The sequence below is a fragment of the Chondromyces crocatus genome, assembly GCF_001189295.1.
Classification (GTDB): domain Bacteria; phylum Myxococcota_A; class Polyangia; order Polyangiales; family Polyangiaceae; genus Chondromyces; species Chondromyces crocatus.
Genome location: NZ_CP012159.1, coordinates 10,144,783 through 10,159,824, shown reverse-complemented (window position 1 = coordinate 10,159,824; position 15,042 = coordinate 10,144,783). Strand labels below are relative to the sequence as shown.

General features: G+C 65.7%; 10 protein-coding genes. 3 read left to right on the top strand and 7 right to left on the bottom strand.

The features are described 5' to 3' along the window. Positions 1–37 precede the first annotated feature (37 nt). Together pheS and CMC5_RS36750 are read left to right on the top strand one after the other, a co-directional pair. Positions 38–1,087, top strand: a complete 1,050-nt coding sequence (gene pheS, locus CMC5_RS36755) for a phenylalanine--tRNA ligase subunit alpha (protein ID WP_218920150.1) — start codon at positions 38–40, stop codon at positions 1,085–1,087. 1,070 nt (positions 1,088–2,157) lie between these two features. Then, positions 2,158–3,645, top strand: coding sequence for a sigma-70 family RNA polymerase sigma factor (locus tag CMC5_RS36750; RefSeq protein WP_169796769.1), 1,488 nt, complete (start codon positions 2,158–2,160; stop codon positions 3,643–3,645). A gap of 213 nt (positions 3,646–3,858) precedes the next feature. Here CMC5_RS36750 and nadE read toward each other — a convergent pair whose 3' ends face one another. The 6 genes from nadE to CMC5_RS36720 all read right to left on the bottom strand — a co-directional run bounded on the left by nadE (position 3,859) and on the right by CMC5_RS36720 (position 11,836). Next, positions 3,859–5,568 (bottom strand): NAD(+) synthase, encoded by a 1,710-nt coding sequence (nadE, locus tag CMC5_RS36745; protein WP_050434764.1) that lies wholly within the window; start codon positions 5,566–5,568, stop codon positions 3,859–3,861. After that, positions 5,565–6,545 (bottom strand): pyruvate kinase, encoded by a 981-nt coding sequence (locus tag CMC5_RS36740; protein ID WP_050434763.1) that lies wholly within the window; start codon positions 6,543–6,545, stop codon positions 5,565–5,567. Before CMC5_RS36740 ends, nadE begins: the two co-directional genes overlap by 4 nt. Then, positions 6,545–7,555 (bottom strand): hypothetical protein, encoded by a 1,011-nt coding sequence (locus CMC5_RS36735; protein WP_050434762.1) that lies wholly within the window; start codon positions 7,553–7,555, stop codon positions 6,545–6,547. The genes CMC5_RS36740 and CMC5_RS36735 overlap by 1 nt, the downstream gene beginning before the upstream one ends. A gap of 47 nt (positions 7,556–7,602) precedes the next feature. Then, positions 7,603–8,163, bottom strand: coding sequence for a nucleotidyl transferase family protein (locus CMC5_RS36730; protein ID WP_156339134.1), 561 nt, complete (start codon positions 8,161–8,163; stop codon positions 7,603–7,605). A gap of 9 nt (positions 8,164–8,172) precedes the next feature. Beyond that, entirely contained in the window at positions 8,173–9,213 is a 1,041-nt protein-coding gene (locus CMC5_RS36725) for a formylglycine-generating enzyme family protein (RefSeq protein WP_050434760.1), read from the bottom strand. A 322-nt stretch (positions 9,214–9,535) separates the two neighbouring features. Further along, positions 9,536–11,836 carry a sulfatase-like hydrolase/transferase gene (locus CMC5_RS36720; RefSeq protein ID WP_245678057.1) on the bottom strand — a complete coding sequence of 767 codons (2,301 nt, stop codon included), beginning with the start codon at positions 11,834–11,836 and terminating at the stop codon, positions 9,536–9,538. Positions 11,837–12,027: 191 nt separating this feature from the next. On the opposite strand from CMC5_RS36720, the gene CMC5_RS36715 reads away from it, so the two are divergent. Next, positions 12,028–13,365 (top strand): ARPP-1 family domain-containing protein, encoded by a 1,338-nt coding sequence (locus tag CMC5_RS36715; RefSeq protein ID WP_050434759.1) that lies wholly within the window; start codon positions 12,028–12,030, stop codon positions 13,363–13,365. Between the two features lie 131 nt (positions 13,366–13,496). Here the strand turns inward: CMC5_RS36715 and CMC5_RS36710 are convergent, their stop codons facing one another. Next, positions 13,497–14,933 (bottom strand): metallophosphoesterase family protein, encoded by a 1,437-nt coding sequence (locus CMC5_RS36710; RefSeq protein ID WP_156339133.1) that lies wholly within the window; start codon positions 14,931–14,933, stop codon positions 13,497–13,499. Positions 14,934–15,042: the final 109 nt, after the last annotated feature.

Here is a 15,042-nt window from a genome sequence, read left to right as displayed (position 1 = left end):
AGCACTCGGTACTACATTGAGCGATTCGATCGACCCCGTGAGCGCGCTCGAGGCAGCTCTTGCAAAGCTGCGGGGTCGAGTCCGCGAAGTGTTTGCGGCTTCCGAGAATGATGTCGTGCTCCGCGAAGAGCACGCGAAGATTCTCGGAAAGAAGGGCGAACTGGCCAGCATCATGGCGATGATGCGGCAGGTCCCACCGAAAGAACGGGCTGCGGTTGGCGCTCAGGTAAATCTCCTCCGAGAGGAAATCGAGGCCACCTTTTCCGAGCGGCTGACAAGGCTGGCGCGCGCTCGGAGAGAGGAAGAACTGCGCCAGAGACCATTTGATCTGACATTGCCCGGTCGTCTCAGCGGAGGACGGGGGCACCTTCATCCCATCACGCAGGTCACCGACGAACTGATTGGGATCTTCCGGGACCTCGGGTTTGCAGCCGTCGACGGGCGCGACATCGAGCTGGAAGAGAACAACTTCACCAAGCTCGCCTTTCCGCCCGACCATCCAGCCACGGACATGCAGGACAGCTTCTGGGTCCGCGCAGGAACCCTCCTGCGCACTCATACGAGCAACGTCCAGGTCCGGGAGATGACGCGGCCCGACGTCAAGCTGCCGCTCGCCGTGGTGAGCGCGGGGCGGGTCTATCGGCGGGATGACGACATTACCCACTCACCCATGTTCCATCAGATCGAGGGGTTCCTCATCGATGAGCGGGTGAGCATGGCCGAACTCAAGGGTGTGCTGACTGCCTTCGCAGAGAGGCTCTACGGCCCGAAGGCGCGCATCCGATTCCGGCCCAGCTATTTTCCGTTCGTCGAGCCTGGCGCCGAGGCCGATGTCGGATGTGTGTTCTGTCTCAAATCCGACGGTACCTCTGCGGGGTGCCGAGTTTGTAAGTACACCGGCTGGATCGAGATCCTGGGATGCGGGATGATTCACCCGGAAGTTTTCCGCCAGTGTGGACTGGATGGCGAGAAGTACTCGGGATTTGCGTTCGGCATGGGGATCGAACGGGTGGCGATGCTTCGCTACGGCATCCCGAACATTCGAACCATGTTCGAGAACGATCCTCGTTTTCTGGCAGACTTCTGAGACCAGCGAACGCCTTTAGGCTCTGACATAAATGTCGGAGTGGTGAGTACTAATTACTCACCTGGCATGCGCTAATTCCGCACCCTGCATCTCACTCCCCGTGGAACTTTTGCGCCCTGATGTGGGCGAAGGAAGGGGGAGGGCGGAGCTGTCAGTTCAAGAGTGGATCGAACACTCCCCTCCGTCGAGGGAAGAGTCATCGTCCTGGCCTGACGAAACGGCGTCAGCTTACCCCCGTCCAGCTCCCGCGAAAGCAGCAGGGTACAGACGACAGGTGAGCGCCATCGAGCAGCGCTTGTCGGGCTGGATTGAGCGCCAGTTCGACCTAGTCCTCGCTGGTTAGCGCGCTTGGTCGCTTGTGCGTCGACGGTTGCTCCGACAAACTTCAGGAACTGACCGCAAATTCCCCAAACATGCTTCGGCGGGCCAAAGCAGAGCAAAGCGCTGGGATGGCCAACGGTCGACTCCCGTTGGCTGCTCTTCTCCTGACCGACTCGACCGGTTGAGCGTTTCGAACCCCTGTAAGGGGACGAGCCGAGTCGTCGCGTAATAACGCTGGCGGGACCCTGTGTACTTTAACCTACATGGCTTAAAGGAAACACAAGGTAACGATGGCATCTTTTTTGCACAGAAGAGACCATGGTTCTTGCCGGACCGAAGGTCTCTGCGAACTGTGTGGGGCTAGAACGTATCGGCGGGAATCAAAATAGCGTTCGAGCAGTTACGGTTGGTACTGGCCATCTGTTGGGAATGACAGCAGCAGGGATCAGGCTGCATCGTCGCAGGCAAGCTGCCTGTTCCACTTATTGCAGTGAGGAATTCGAGACCGGGACCAAACATGCTGCGGCCATCCAGTTCCATATTGTAGCCGATGGGAACTGAAGGTCGCACCGAAGGATAAGATGAGCACGTCGACAGCCCGCCGTCCAGAAGCATCACGTATCAGCACGAAACCCTCTCAGAGGACTTCACCGCGGCGTGTGGCATCGAAGCACGGTGCTGGACCGGCGGTTGCGTCCCGACGTCCGGTCTCACGCGTGCCGGGAGCCGCTAGCACCGAAGGAGCCGCCATGAGGAAGATGAACAGTACCGCAGCGAAGGGGGACTCTTTTGTGCCGGCTCATGGGACTGCAAAGGGGCTCGGCACGATGAACTTGCTGGAAGATGATCAGGCCGAAGAGACCTCTATCCGAGCGCGTTCTGCCGAGTTCATCGATGAAGAGCCGGCGGCAGAGTTTCTCGACCTCGATATCGGTCCCCTGGATCGTGCGCAGGCGCCAGAGCGAGGGGGGCGACTCGAACGTGAACTGAGAGATGTGGAGGATGGCGGCGGCGATTCCATGCTCGCGCGGTACTTCCGTGACATGGCGTTGCACCCTGTCATGGGACCGGACGAGGAGCTCGACGCTGCGCGTGGAGTGGAGCGGACGGAGATCGACCACTGGGTAGCGCTTCTCTCTCATCTCCCTGCGGCCGAGTACATCCTGGAAGATATCGCTAGAGATGTCGCCAAGGCTGGCGAGGATGAGATCAAAGCCCCTCAGATTGCCGAGCTTCTCAAGCTCGTCAAGCTGGCGCACAAGCAGAAGGGCGGCAAGCTGATCGCGGAGCAAGCTCGGGCATGGACTGAGCTGACCGAAGAGCTTGCCGGCGTCATTCGACTCCCCGACTCAGACCGCCTGTGGATGGCGGGCGCCTTCACGACAGCTCGTGATCTCGTCCGCGAGTTCGACTTCGATGACGATGTGAGCGACCCCGAGGAAGCTCGTGTGGTGCGGCCTCGGCTGGAGAGCAGCCCGGAATACCAGGCCTACCTCGATCTCATCGAACGAACGTTTCAAGCGCAGCATTCGGCGAAGAACAAATTCGTCAAAGCGAATCTACGCCTCGTCGTCTCGATTGCTCGCCGGTACAACCGCGGGAGACTGCCGCTCATTGACCTGATCCAGGAGGGAAATATCGGCCTCATGAAGGCGGTCGAGCGGTTCGATCACAACCGCGGATTCCGCTTCTCCACGTACGCCTCCTGGTGGATCAGGCATGCGATCAGCCGTGCGCTTGCCGATAAGGGGCGCGCTGTGCGTATTCCTGTCCACATGCTCGACACTTATAATCGTGTCGCGCGGGCGACTCAGGCCATCATCGCGAGGACAGGGAAAGAGCCGACGATCGAGGAACTCGAACGAGAGACGGGGATTCCTCGGGAGAAGCTCGACAAGGTCAAAGACTTCTACGCTGAGACCCCCTTCTCGCTCGATCGGCCCGTCGGTGACGAGGATGGAAGGAAGTTCATCGACTTCCTCCAGGAAGAGAATGCCCTCTCTCCCTTCGATCACCTCGCCAACCGAAAGTGGAGCGACGAGGTTCGTCGATTGCTGACGACGCTGACGCCAATCGAGTCCCGGATCATTCGGTGGCGCTTTGGGCTGGATGACGAAGATGAGCTGACGCTGAAGGAGATTGGCGACAAGTACAACCTCTCGAGAGAGCGCATCCGGCAGCTTCAGGAGCAAGCACTCGGCAAGATCCGGAAGCAGATGCGTGACTACTCGCCCTGAGCTCTGACACGCCCCCCCGTCACGGGGTGACAGAGCCCTCCAGAGCCCTCTCCTTGATGCCATTCAGGGAGAGGGATCTGCTTTTTGTGGTAACGCGAGGTCTGGGCGATGTGACGACGTCATCGCCAGTCGTCATTTTCTCGAGAGCCGACCTCATTCAACTGGCCTGACGAGCCGAGCCTCCTGTGCGGCGCTCTCGGCCAGCCAAGCGAATTACCCCCGTGTCACAGGGATCATCCTGCCAGTTCCAATGGCGCGATCGCTCACCTTGAGGATGATGCCTGTCTGCCAGCGCTTGTGCTCCGCAAGACGAACCTGTTGCGCAAGCCTTTGTTCCTCCTCCTCGTGCTCGTCGCCCGCTCGGGGTCTTGTCTGAAGGATGGACTCCACTGCCGGCGCGACCCGTGAGTAGTCGAATGGATCTACCTGATGCTCTCGCAGCTCGGCTGTGGGCGGGCGCTCCAGAATGAACCTCGGGATGAGCCCTCGACCGTCGTCGAAATGGCGAGCCACGGAATAGACGTCGAGCTTGGTGAGATCCCCGATGACGCACAGCGTCCCTGCCATGTCCCCATAGAGCGTTCCATAGCCGAGCGCGAGTTCGGTCTTGTTGCTGCTGTTGAGCAGCATCCCCCCTCTTCGATTGACATAGGCCATCAGCACCATGGCTCGAAGCCGCGCTTGCACATTCTCCAGCGTGGTATCGGTTGATGGCGCCCTCTGGAGGAGTGGGCTGAGCGCGGTCTCGGCGGCAGCGTGGAGGGTCTCGATGGGCGTGACCTCGAAGCTCACGCCCAGGTTGGTGGCGAGCCTGCGGGCAGCTTCCGTCGACCGTGGATCGGTGTGGCGCGACGGGAGAGCGACCGCCGTCACCGCAGAAGCTCCCAGCGCTTCGGTTGCGAGGCACGCGACGAGCGCTGAATCGATGCCCCCCGAGAGACCGACATAGACGCGGTGTACGCGGTTCTTGCGAGCGAAGTCGCGAATTCCCAGAACGAGGGCTGCTCGCAGCTCGGCTTCTCGCGGGGGGGCCGGGGGCAAGCGCACCTCTTCGGGTGCGGCTTTCAAGTCGATGACTTCGACGCGCTCCTCGAACGCGGCGAGCATGGAGATGCAGCGCCCGTCCTCGTCGAGCACGAAGCTGCGACCGTCGAAGATCAGCTCATCCTGCGCCCCGACAGCGTTGACGTAGACCACCGCGGCCGGACCGACATCCGGGTGTGCCCGTTGCGCGCGTCGAGCATGGTGGAGACGTGCCGACAGAGCCGCGGGGCGGTAGGGCGAGGCTGACGCGCAGACGAGGAGACGAGCCCCCTGCTGCCGGAGATCCAGGCCTGGGTCGTCGGGATAGTTCTCCGACCAGAGATCCTCGCAGAGGAGCGGCCCTATCGGAACGCCATCGACATGTGCAGGGGAAGAGGGGGGAGCCGGCGCGAACCAGCGAGGCTCATGGAAGACGTCGTACCCGGGCAACAAGCGCTTGCCGAAGTAACCCGCGATCTTGCCTGCCTCGAGCAGGGCGAGCGCATTGTGGAGTAGCGGAGGGCCACCGTAGCGCAAGCGGGTGAAGCTGCCTGGCTCCCGGGGACCTGGGGGGGTCGAACTCCCATCGACAGACCGGCCCCCCGTGCATGCATGTCGAGAAGCCGCCTGGGTGGAGGCCACCCGCACCACGGTCCCCACCAGGACGGGGGGGCACGTCGCAAGCTTCTCGGCGAGCCCGTGCGTCGCCGCGACCACGGCGTCTACGAAGTCCTCATCATCCAGCAGATCACGAGGCGGCACCCCGGGCAGCACCAGCTCGGGGAACACACATAGCTGAGCACCCGCATCACGCGCGGCGCGTACGGCGGCGAGAATGCGTGCGGTGTTGCCGGTGAGATCACCGACGCGCGTGTCGATCTGACAGAGGCCAACTCTCACCGGAGTTCTGTCGCAATGGCGCCAAGCAGGTTCAACGCGGAGATGACGCTGTCTCGTGCGAGGCAGACATCATCACCCAGCATGAAGGTGCGGTAGCCGAGGGTCATCAAGAAGGCCGCGTCGCTGATGTCCGCGCAATCCGGCACGGGCCCGCGCGAGAGCGAGTTGAAAAGCCGACTCGCCACGATGGCCTCTGGATCGGCAGCCAGGACATCACGGAGAGCGCCGAGGATGCGATGAGGTCGGACCACCTCCACGTAGAGATCTCCCCGAGCGGCCATCAACCGACGAATCGAAGAACGCTGTCGCTCCTTCCCCAAGCCGGAGCCCTTCGCTGGCGCGATTTCTGGAGCTGCCTTCGAGAGCCCTCGCCCATGATGCGCTCCCATGCGTCGGGCAAAGTCGACACCGCGAGGAGATTCGATCTTGAGGATCACCTCGGCGCCAGGGAGCGCCGCCTCGACCTCCGCGGCATCCTCATCGCGCTCCACGAAGGAGAGCATGACACCCCGGAGGCCGAGCTCACGCATGGCAGCGAGGTAGGCCCGGTCGGAGTCGGTCAGCGTGCCCTCTATTTCGAGGGATGGGTCGACGATATTGACGGACTCACCGGGGCCGACGAGGCGTCGAGGGCCGTCCTCCAGGATCAGCCTGTCGCCGTCGACGGCGACGATGCGGGCGTGCTCCCGACCGTCCCCGAAGAAGGCCAGGGCTGGGACATCGACCCGAACCGGGTGGCTGACGCGCACCTCGGTGAAGGGTGGAATGGCGGCCCGCACCACGCGGAGCTGTCGCGCTTTGAGGTCCACCCAGAGGGGCACCTCGAGAGAGGCGAGGCGGGAAAGCACGCCGCTGGGAGGGCCGGCGATGGGCATGACGGTGTTCAGCCGGATGCCAGCGCACAGAGGGTGTCGCGCGACTTCCTCCGCAAACGGCGCGTAAGGAGGCAACGTGACGATCGCGCGGATGTCCCTCATTATCGAAGTGGTACGCGGATGGTCGTAGTGCAGAAGCTGCACGTCAGGCGTGATGACTTGCTGTCGGGCAATGGAGCATTGCAGTGCGGGCAGAGAAGCGCCCGGGGCTCACGCGCCTCCTCGATTGCGCTCTCCAGCGCGCTCACACGCTGCTCGAGTTCACTTACCTTGATGCCGTCTTGCCGGGCCGTCATGTTGATCTTGAAATCGTCGAAGTGACCCCAGCTTCGCGCAATGAGGCCCATCGCGTAATCGACGGCGCGCTGCTCGTCATCCATGTGCACGATCTGCTGAGCCCCGATGGCCTTGCCCCATTGCTGATCGATCTCGTCTCCCCGTTTCCCCCCGGGGCGCCGAAGAAACCAGGCGTTCCAGGTGCGGCAGACCTCACGCCAGGCAGCGAGCGCATCGACCGACTGCGCAGGCCCCTCACCCAGGACATGCTCGATTTCCTTCTCGAAGACCTCGAGGTGCATTGGCGCGTCCCCGAAAACGATCAGGAAAGGCCGCTCGGCATTGGGCACCTGGACGTACGTGTTGACCCAGTAGGCGAAGAGGCCATATCCCTCGGGGATGTCGCCACCACCACCCTCGCCGTACAGCGCAGCGAGCTGGGTCTCCAGATCGAAGCCCCGTGCGAAGTGAGTGACCTGCAGTGGCCAGCGATCGCTGCGCGCATCGCCGATGGCCGCGAAGCAGATCTCCAGCTCGTCTCGATACTGGGACAGCGTCTGGTACAGCAAGGGAAGCCGATCGAAGATCTCGGCTGGCCAGCGCTGCATCGAGCCTGTGACGTCGACCGCAACGATGAGCGGCGTCTTCGAGTGGGATGTGACCCGTTTTCGAGGTGTGGCGAGCTGTTCGTTCGGCGCGTGACGTGACCCGTAGGTACGCGGCCCATGGGCGTCAGCGCGGGCGGCGTCGGCGGCACGCTCTTTTTTGGCCGCGGGAGAGTACGCATAGGCGTCCGGCTTCGCCCAGTCGCTCGTATCGTCACCCCAAGAGTACATCGCTTTCCTCCTCACGTGCCGCCACGGAGCGGCGTGTGCACATCAGCTCACGAGCCAGCATCCTTCGCATTCAGGAGCTCGGCTCCGAACTCGGACCGCAAACGCTCGACGAGCCCGTGCTCCTCCAGGTAGTGCTCCACCTCGGCAGGCACCAGCGAGCGCCACGCATCGCCTCGTGCCATCGCCACCCGGACCATCGTCCCATCGACGCGAACGCGAAGTTCCGGTGGGACGAGATGCACAGGGTGCAGGATGGGATAATCCTCGATGAGCAGGCTGCGGACGTAGCCATTCGCTGTGACGAACAGATCGATGGCACCGAGCATCTCCTTGACCATCTGGCGCCAGCGAGGACCATCATCGAGGTCGGGGACGTCGATGACGCGGTAGTTGCAGTGCCCTCGCAGCACCAGCTGGATCATGGTGGCGCTCTCGCTCGAGGTGAAGGGGTTCCGCGCATTGTAGCGGTTGGAACTACCGATCCCGATCAACACCTCATCCGCACGCTCCACGAGCGACCCGAGCACGGCGGCATGCCCCGCATGGACGGGTTTCCACCGAGCGATGATGGCCAGGCGCCCTACATGACTCGGGATGGCGGGGAGCACACGCCTCGTCTACTTCAACTCACGAGGGAGAGGCGCAGAAGCAGGATCCTGCCAGGTCGATGCACGTTGCACGGCCGGTGCGCCCGGATCGGCGCAGCAGCGGAAGCCTTGCTGGTAGAATGTGTGGTTCTCGTCGTGAGACCGCGTTGCTGGGCGACATCGCGTGCGCACCGGACCCCAGTAGCCTCCCTTGAGGATGGAGGGCCGCTCACCGTCTCTCGATGACCGCGTCCATTCATCGACGTTGCCGGTCATGTCGTAGACGCCGAAAGGACTGCGGCAGCGCGGCTGAGCGCCCGAGGGGAGCCCTTGCCAGAGCCGATCCACCTCCGCCATGGCCGGGAGAGCGCTGCGCGATTGGAAGGCGCTCTCGTGGAAGGCGCGCCACTTCTGATCGACGATGCACGCCTCGGGTTCACGCACGTAGCCGTAGGGGTAGGGCATCGCCTCTTCCCCTTCGCAGGCGAACGTCCACTCGGACTCGGTGCACAGACGCTTGCCTTCCTCCGCGCAGAGATCCTTCGCCTCGTACCAGGACACCATGATCCACGGGTGCTCCCCCTTCTGGTTCGGGTACTCGAAGCGATCGATGCAGTAGCTCATCTGCCGCGTGGGCAGGTTCTGGGAAACCTTGAGCCACTTCTCGCGATCGAACTCGCCGCACCGCTCGGGGTACTCGCGGTTGATCCAGCGCTTGCAGGTCGTCTTCTGCAGCTCCTCGATCGAGCTGCCGTCGTATTGAGCGTTGGGAGAGGCATCGATCTTCATCTGCCCCTTCACTTCGACCATACCGCTCTGGCATGCCCCCCGGTTGTTCTCGAGCTGATCCGTCGTCTCGCGGCTCTCGGAAGGTGAGCCGATGATCTGCCAGTGCCGGTCTCGCTTGAGCTGCCACTGGAAGCGCAACTTGTCTGGCGCTGCGCCCTTGATGGCCCCCTTGGCAAGGTCGAGCGAGGGCAGGTCGCCGGAGAGCCCGGAGCGGTAAACGAACGTGGCGAGCGTGGCTGCGCCGAGCGTGAATCCGACCGCCAAGGCGACCCGGGTGGACATCGACCGCGATCGTGAGCGCCTCTCACCAGCCGGGCCAAGATTCAGCATAACGTTCCCACATCAGTGTACGTCGATGAGCGGAGAAATGCTTGCGCCTCGAGCGCATACCGCACGCCTGCGACGCGTGACTTCTTTCGTGGACGCGAACCCCGAGGACGACCTTGACGCACGCCCTCCTGCTGCCGCCTCGCGTCAATCGGCAAAGCGCCGTAGCGGCGTAGCGCCAATGCCAACCGAGGGCATGCCGTCCAGAAAGGGAACCGTCGTGGAGCTGAGGCCTCGTCGCGGGATGACGCCCCTCAGGACGTCACACCATCGCGGGTCAGCGGGCGGGGGCGCCGGCGCTCGCTTTCGCCTCCGCCTCTTCCCACGCCGTCACCATCCGTTCCCGGTCCTCCCCGCGCGCCGACGACAGATCGCGTTGCTCGCCCGGGTCCGTGTCCAGGTCGAAGAGCAGGTGACGATTCCGCTTTTTGCGCTCCACCACCACCAGCTTGAGGGGCCAATCAATCAGGGCACCCCGACGGCCTCCGCGCACGTAGACGGGGCTCCGCTGAACGGACAGGTCCCCCTGAGCCACGGCGAGCAGAGAGCTCCCCTCGATGCCCTTCGCCTCCGCCTGCGCAGCCGCGATCTCCAGGATCGTCGGAGCGATGTCCACCGTGCTCACCGGGGTCTTGTAGCGTTGACCCCCCGCGCTCGCACCGGTGTCCCCTTCGGCCGCTGCAGGAGCCGTTCTGGCATGACCAGGGGGCAGGACGATCACGAGAGGAACCCGGATGGCCTCCTCGTAGACCTCCACACCATGCCCTGACACATCGTGTTCCCCCAGCGCCTCTCCGTGCGACCCGTGCACGATGATGGCGGTCTTCCGCGCCCGAGGCCCGGTCGTGATGGCCTCGACCAGCGCGCCTACCTGCTGATCTACATAAGCAATCTCGCCATCGTAGGTGGCGGCTGGCCCCTTGCCGAAGCGAATGCCCCGGTGCTCCACGTAGCGATCGTGGGCGTCGAAGAGGTGGACCCAGAGGAAGAGTGGCTCGGTGCGCTTCGCGAACGCCTCGAGGATGTGCGTCGCCCGTCGCACTGCGTGCTGCCCCGTGACCTCGCGCTCGGGGTGCGCGTCGCGGAAGGCTTCCTCGAAACGATCGAAGCCCTGAGCGAAACCGCGCTCCTCGCTGATCCAGGTGAACGAGCTGACGGCCCCGGTGACGTAACCGGCGCGCTTCAGCCGCTCCGCCACCGAATCATTCTCCGCAAACAGCGTGGGCCACTCCCGCCGGTCACGGGCGACGCTGCTCAGACGCCGGCCCATCACCAGCGGTGCGATGGCCCGCTGCGTGTCACTCCCCGGCGCATAAGCGCGCTCGAACAGAACGCCCCGCGAGGCGAGTTCCTTGAGCCGGGGTGTCGTATCGCGCTCGTAGCCGTAAGCCGACGTGTGGTCCGCGCGGACCGTATCCAGCGTGACTAGAACGATGTCGGGTCGATCCCCGGCCGTCCCCGCCCCTCCGGACGGCGACGCCGCGCCGGGTCCCTTCGTCAGCGCAGGGACCCCGTCGAGCACCGCGGTCGCTGCGGCGGTCGGCGTGACGGCGGCGAGGCGGAGCGGCGCTTCGTGCTCCGGATCGATCCCATCGCAGTCCTGATCGATCCCATCTCCCGGGATCTCGAGGGCGCTCGGGTGTCGGCTCGAGTCTCCCTCATCGCAGTCGTGGCCCCCGAAATGCGCCCCTTCACCGTCCCCGTCACGATCGGTCCAGCGCTCCAGCGCGCCGAGCAACGTGGCCGCCAGACCGCCACCTGCCCGCACCGCGCGCCCGAGCGGTGGCGACGACTCCAGGCGCGCCGCGGCCGAGATCAGCACGAGCGCTGCCGCTGGAACGCCAGCGAGACGCGCAGCCCGCCGCGTCCCTGCGTTGAGGGCGAGGCTCGCCACGAGCGCCGTCGCCACGAGCGCGATGGCCCCATCCACGAGGGCGGCGCGGATGGCCTGAGCGCTCCCCTCGCCGCCTCCACTCGCCAGCGGCGATGCGACGATCAGCAGCGGCACGACCCCGATGGCCGTCCCCGCAGCCGAGAGGAGCCAGGGGTGGGTTCCTCGCGCAGCCAGGCGCTCCCCCAGCACCACGAGGCGGTGCGCGACCAGCGCCGCGGCCGCGACCACCAGCAACCCGAAGACCCCGAACGTCGCTCCGGCGAGCCCCCGGTGGTTGGTGACCGCCTTCAGGAGCGCGGCGAGCCCCGCCAGCAGCGGCATCGCCACACCGATCCAGAGCGCAATCCGCAGCACCGAGAGCCGCGCCGAGCCCTGTCCCACGATCCCGCGGAACCCCCGCCCAGCCGCGCGCGCCAGCGCGAGCGCCAGGGTGATGAGCGGCAGGAGCGCGGCAGCACCCACGAGGATCCCCTCGAGAAACGCCCCTCCTGAGCCAGCAGTGCGCAAGCCCGTGGGGACGGCAGCCAGCGAGGCGACGCCGAGACCGAGCAGACACGCCTCGCCCAGGCGAGTGGTCCAGCCCTCGGTGGACGGAGGGGGGAGCGCGGCAGGCGGGGAGGCCTGACCGGGCGCCGGGGGGTTTTGAGAGCCTCGCGCCATGGCGCGCGGCAGTAGCACCAGCATCACCCGCCGTGAAGTCCAGCAGGGATCATGCCGCGCCAGTGAGCCTCCTCCCCGTCTCGCTCGCAGCGGTGTCGTTTTCAGAAAGGCACCGCGGCACAGATCATTTTCCTCCCACGTCCGTTTCAAGGCGGGCGAGGTGGAACATGTGGAGACGTGACTGGTGTGGCGGGCTTCACCGGACGGGGAGGGGTGTGCTCGCGTTCTGGTTCACCCTGGCCTTGCTCATGGGCTGCTCCAGGAAAGCCCTTCAGACGGGTTCGGGCGACACGGGCCTGGGCAGCGTGGCCGTGACTGCCGCGAGCAATGCCCCGTCGGACTCCTCGTCGAAGGAGCCGGCGGCTTCGCGTGGAGACCCGAAGGCTCCAGATCCCCAGCGTGTCGCGGGCCTCGCCACGCCCAAGAAGATCCCGGGCCGACCCATCGACGACGGCCACACGGTCGGCTCCCCCAAGGTCTTCGGGAACCTGGCGGTGTTTCCCATCCGCGCCAGCACCCAGGAGGACATCGGTGAGTTCACCACGCTCGACGAAGCGCTGGAGAAAGGCACGGCCGTGGTTCGAGAGCTGGAACCAGCGGCCGACACCGCGCCCCATGCCGAACAGCAGGCAGAGCCACCCCAGAACGACCCGATCCCGCTGCCGGTGCAGGCCCGCGCATCCCAGACCCAGACCCAGCGACCTCGGCACCACCACCGACACTACGGCAACGTCTCGGGCGACGGCGCTCAGGTCAACACCCTCATCATCGAGAACAACGGCGACCTCCCCATCCTCGTCCTCGCGGGGACCATCGTGAAGGGGGGCAAGCAAGACCGACAGATCGGACAGGACTTCCTGGTCGCTGCGCGCACCCAGGCTCCCGTCGACGCCTTCTGCGTCGAGCGCGGTCGCTGGACGGGCATCCGCAGTGGCGAGTCGACCGAAGGCAAGTTCAGCACGATGAAGATGCTCGCCTCGTCCAAAGTCCGCGAGGCGGGCCAGTACAAGCGCGACCAAGGAGAGGTCTGGTCCAAGGTCGGCGAGGTCAACCGCGCGCACCAGACCCAGACCCCCTCGGAGACCCTCGTCGCTGCCGTCGAGCACGGCGACGTGGCGCGTGAACGCCAGACCCTCGCCGCCTCCGCCTCCGCCTGGCTCCGTCAGGTCGAGGCCGTGGAAGACGTGGTCGGCTTTGCCTATGCGGTCGACGGCCAGGTCCGCGGCGTGCGCTTCTTCATGAACCGCAAGCTCTTCCTCTTGTTCGAGGACGCCCTCATCGGCACGGCTGCACAGGACGCGCTCACGGCGGCTCAGGAAGCCCGAGCCGAGAAGCGGCCCGTGGCCTCCGGCCAGACCAACGAGGAAGCCGTGGAGCGCTTCATCCACAATGTCGCCGCGGCCGAAGCCAGGTCAGAACCCACCCGAGCCGGTCACCTCAACAGCTACCAGGTCTCGGACGAAGGCTACGGATCGACCGTGCTCGCCCCCCCCGCGCCAGCGGCTCCTCTCGCGAAGCCCAAGGCCATCACGCGAGACTATCTCGCCAAGTGAAGGGACGGAGGTTTCCTCCCTCCTTCGGCCAATCCCCATCAGACGCCGGCCAATCCCGTCAGACGCCGGCCGAGCACCATCAGACGCTCAGCCGGTCACCGTCAGACACTCAGCCGGTCACCATCAGGTATTCAGCCGGTCACCGTCAGGCTCTTGCCCTGGAGCACCGACCCTCGCCCTGCTGGCGTCCCGAGGGGAATGAGCCGCACGGTGAGCACCCCCGTTCCGGCCTTCGCCCCCAGCAGCTCCAGCCGGAGCTGCTGGGCCGCAGGATCCGGAAGCGGACTGTTCTTCGGCCCCCGCTCCAGCAGCCCCGGGAGGATCGCGAAATCCGGCAGCTCCAGACGCGCCATGGACCCACGCACCTCGAGGGGCATCTCCACCTCGCCCACCGTGGCCCGCTCGGGCTTCACGAGCCCTGCCATCAGGCCTGGGCCACTCACCTCGATGGCCAGCCCTTTTCCTGGCCCCCCGTGGTTCGTGAACGGGATCTTCAGCCGCAGCGTCTCGCCTGCGGGCACCACCCAGGTCCGCGGCTCTCCAGGACCTGCGAGCGCCAGCGAGGGCGGCCCTGCGGCGCGCGCGGGACCCGTTCTGGGCAAGGGCTTGGGCGGCGGCGGCGGCGGCGGCTCCAGCGCCTTGATCATCACCCGACCCCGACCTCCCCGCTCCACGATACTCGCCGTCTCACCGAGCCCGAGCACCACCGGCGCTCCCCCCGCGCCGCTCGCCACGGAGAGCTCTCCCCGCTGCTTCCCGGCGCCCTCCACCGACTTCGTGATCTTTAGATCGGCCAGCGAAAGCTCGTGCAGCCGCTCCCCACCGACCCCACCCCCGGCCTCGTAGACCAGCACCCGGTCTCCCTGGACCACGGGCGGCCCCAGCCCGATCAGCGTGTCTTTGCCGGCCTTGTCCCGGTGCGCGAGCACCCGCCCATCGGGGGCGAGGTGAAGGATCGCCGACTCCTGCCGTTCCACGCAGATCACCACCACCACCCCGGCGGGCGTCCGCGCCGCGTGGATCTCCGTGTTGTCACGCTGCGTGGGCACCCGGAGCGCGAAGTCGGGCGACCCCCCTCCTGCTGGCAGGGCCACCACGAGCCCAGCGTACGCGCCGGCCAGCGCCACACCGTGCTCGTTCAGCGTGCAGGTCACGGGATCGTACGATGCCGCCCCGTCCCGCAGAGGACACGCCACGGCCAGCGCGTCGAGCAGCGTCGGCTCGTCGTCCTCCTCGTCGTCCTCTTCCTCGGGCCAGGGCACCTCGCCCTCGGCCCAGATGCCGCCCGGCCACCGGATGCGCGTCGCTGCAGGGATTGCGATCTCCTCGACGCCATCGAGGTCCTGCACCTCCTCGTCCAGCACCATCAGGCGTGCCCGCCGTGGCGGCCCCTCTTCCGGTGCCCGCGCCGGCCCGATGCAGGCCAGCACCCGCCCATCGCTCAGCCCCACCGCATCCAGCACATACGCCGGCACGGGTCGACCCACCTGCCACTCCTCACCTTGCGCCACGCGCCGCACCGCGGCTCCTTGACCCACCCAGGCCCGCAGCGGCTCGCGTGACGTCACCGCCAGCACGTGCCGCGAAGGCCACCCCCCGGACGGGCTTCCCTGCAACTCTCGACGCGCCGTGGTCTGCCCGGCGCGGTGAATGTCCAGGCCACGCGCGCTTACGACG

What these genes read in the sequence shown, in the direction of transcription:
- CMC5_RS36740 (WP_050434763.1), bottom strand. Translation starts at nt 6,545, where the DNA reads ATGAGGGACATCCGCGCGATCGTCACGTTGCCTCCTTACGCGCCGTTT.
- CMC5_RS36750 (WP_169796769.1), top strand. Translation starts at nt 2,158, where the DNA reads ATGAGGAAGATGAACAGTACCGCAGCGAAGGGGGACTCTTTTGTGCCG.
- CMC5_RS36735 (WP_050434762.1), bottom strand. Translation starts at nt 7,555, where the DNA reads ATGTACTCTTGGGGTGACGATACGAGCGACTGGGCGAAGCCGGACGCC.
- CMC5_RS36725 (WP_050434760.1), bottom strand. Translation starts at nt 9,213, where the DNA reads ATGTCCACCCGGGTCGCCTTGGCGGTCGGATTCACGCTCGGCGCAGCC.
- CMC5_RS36720 (WP_245678057.1), bottom strand. Translation starts at nt 11,836, where the DNA reads ATGCTGGTGCTACTGCCGCGCGCCATGGCGCGAGGCTCTCAAAACCCC.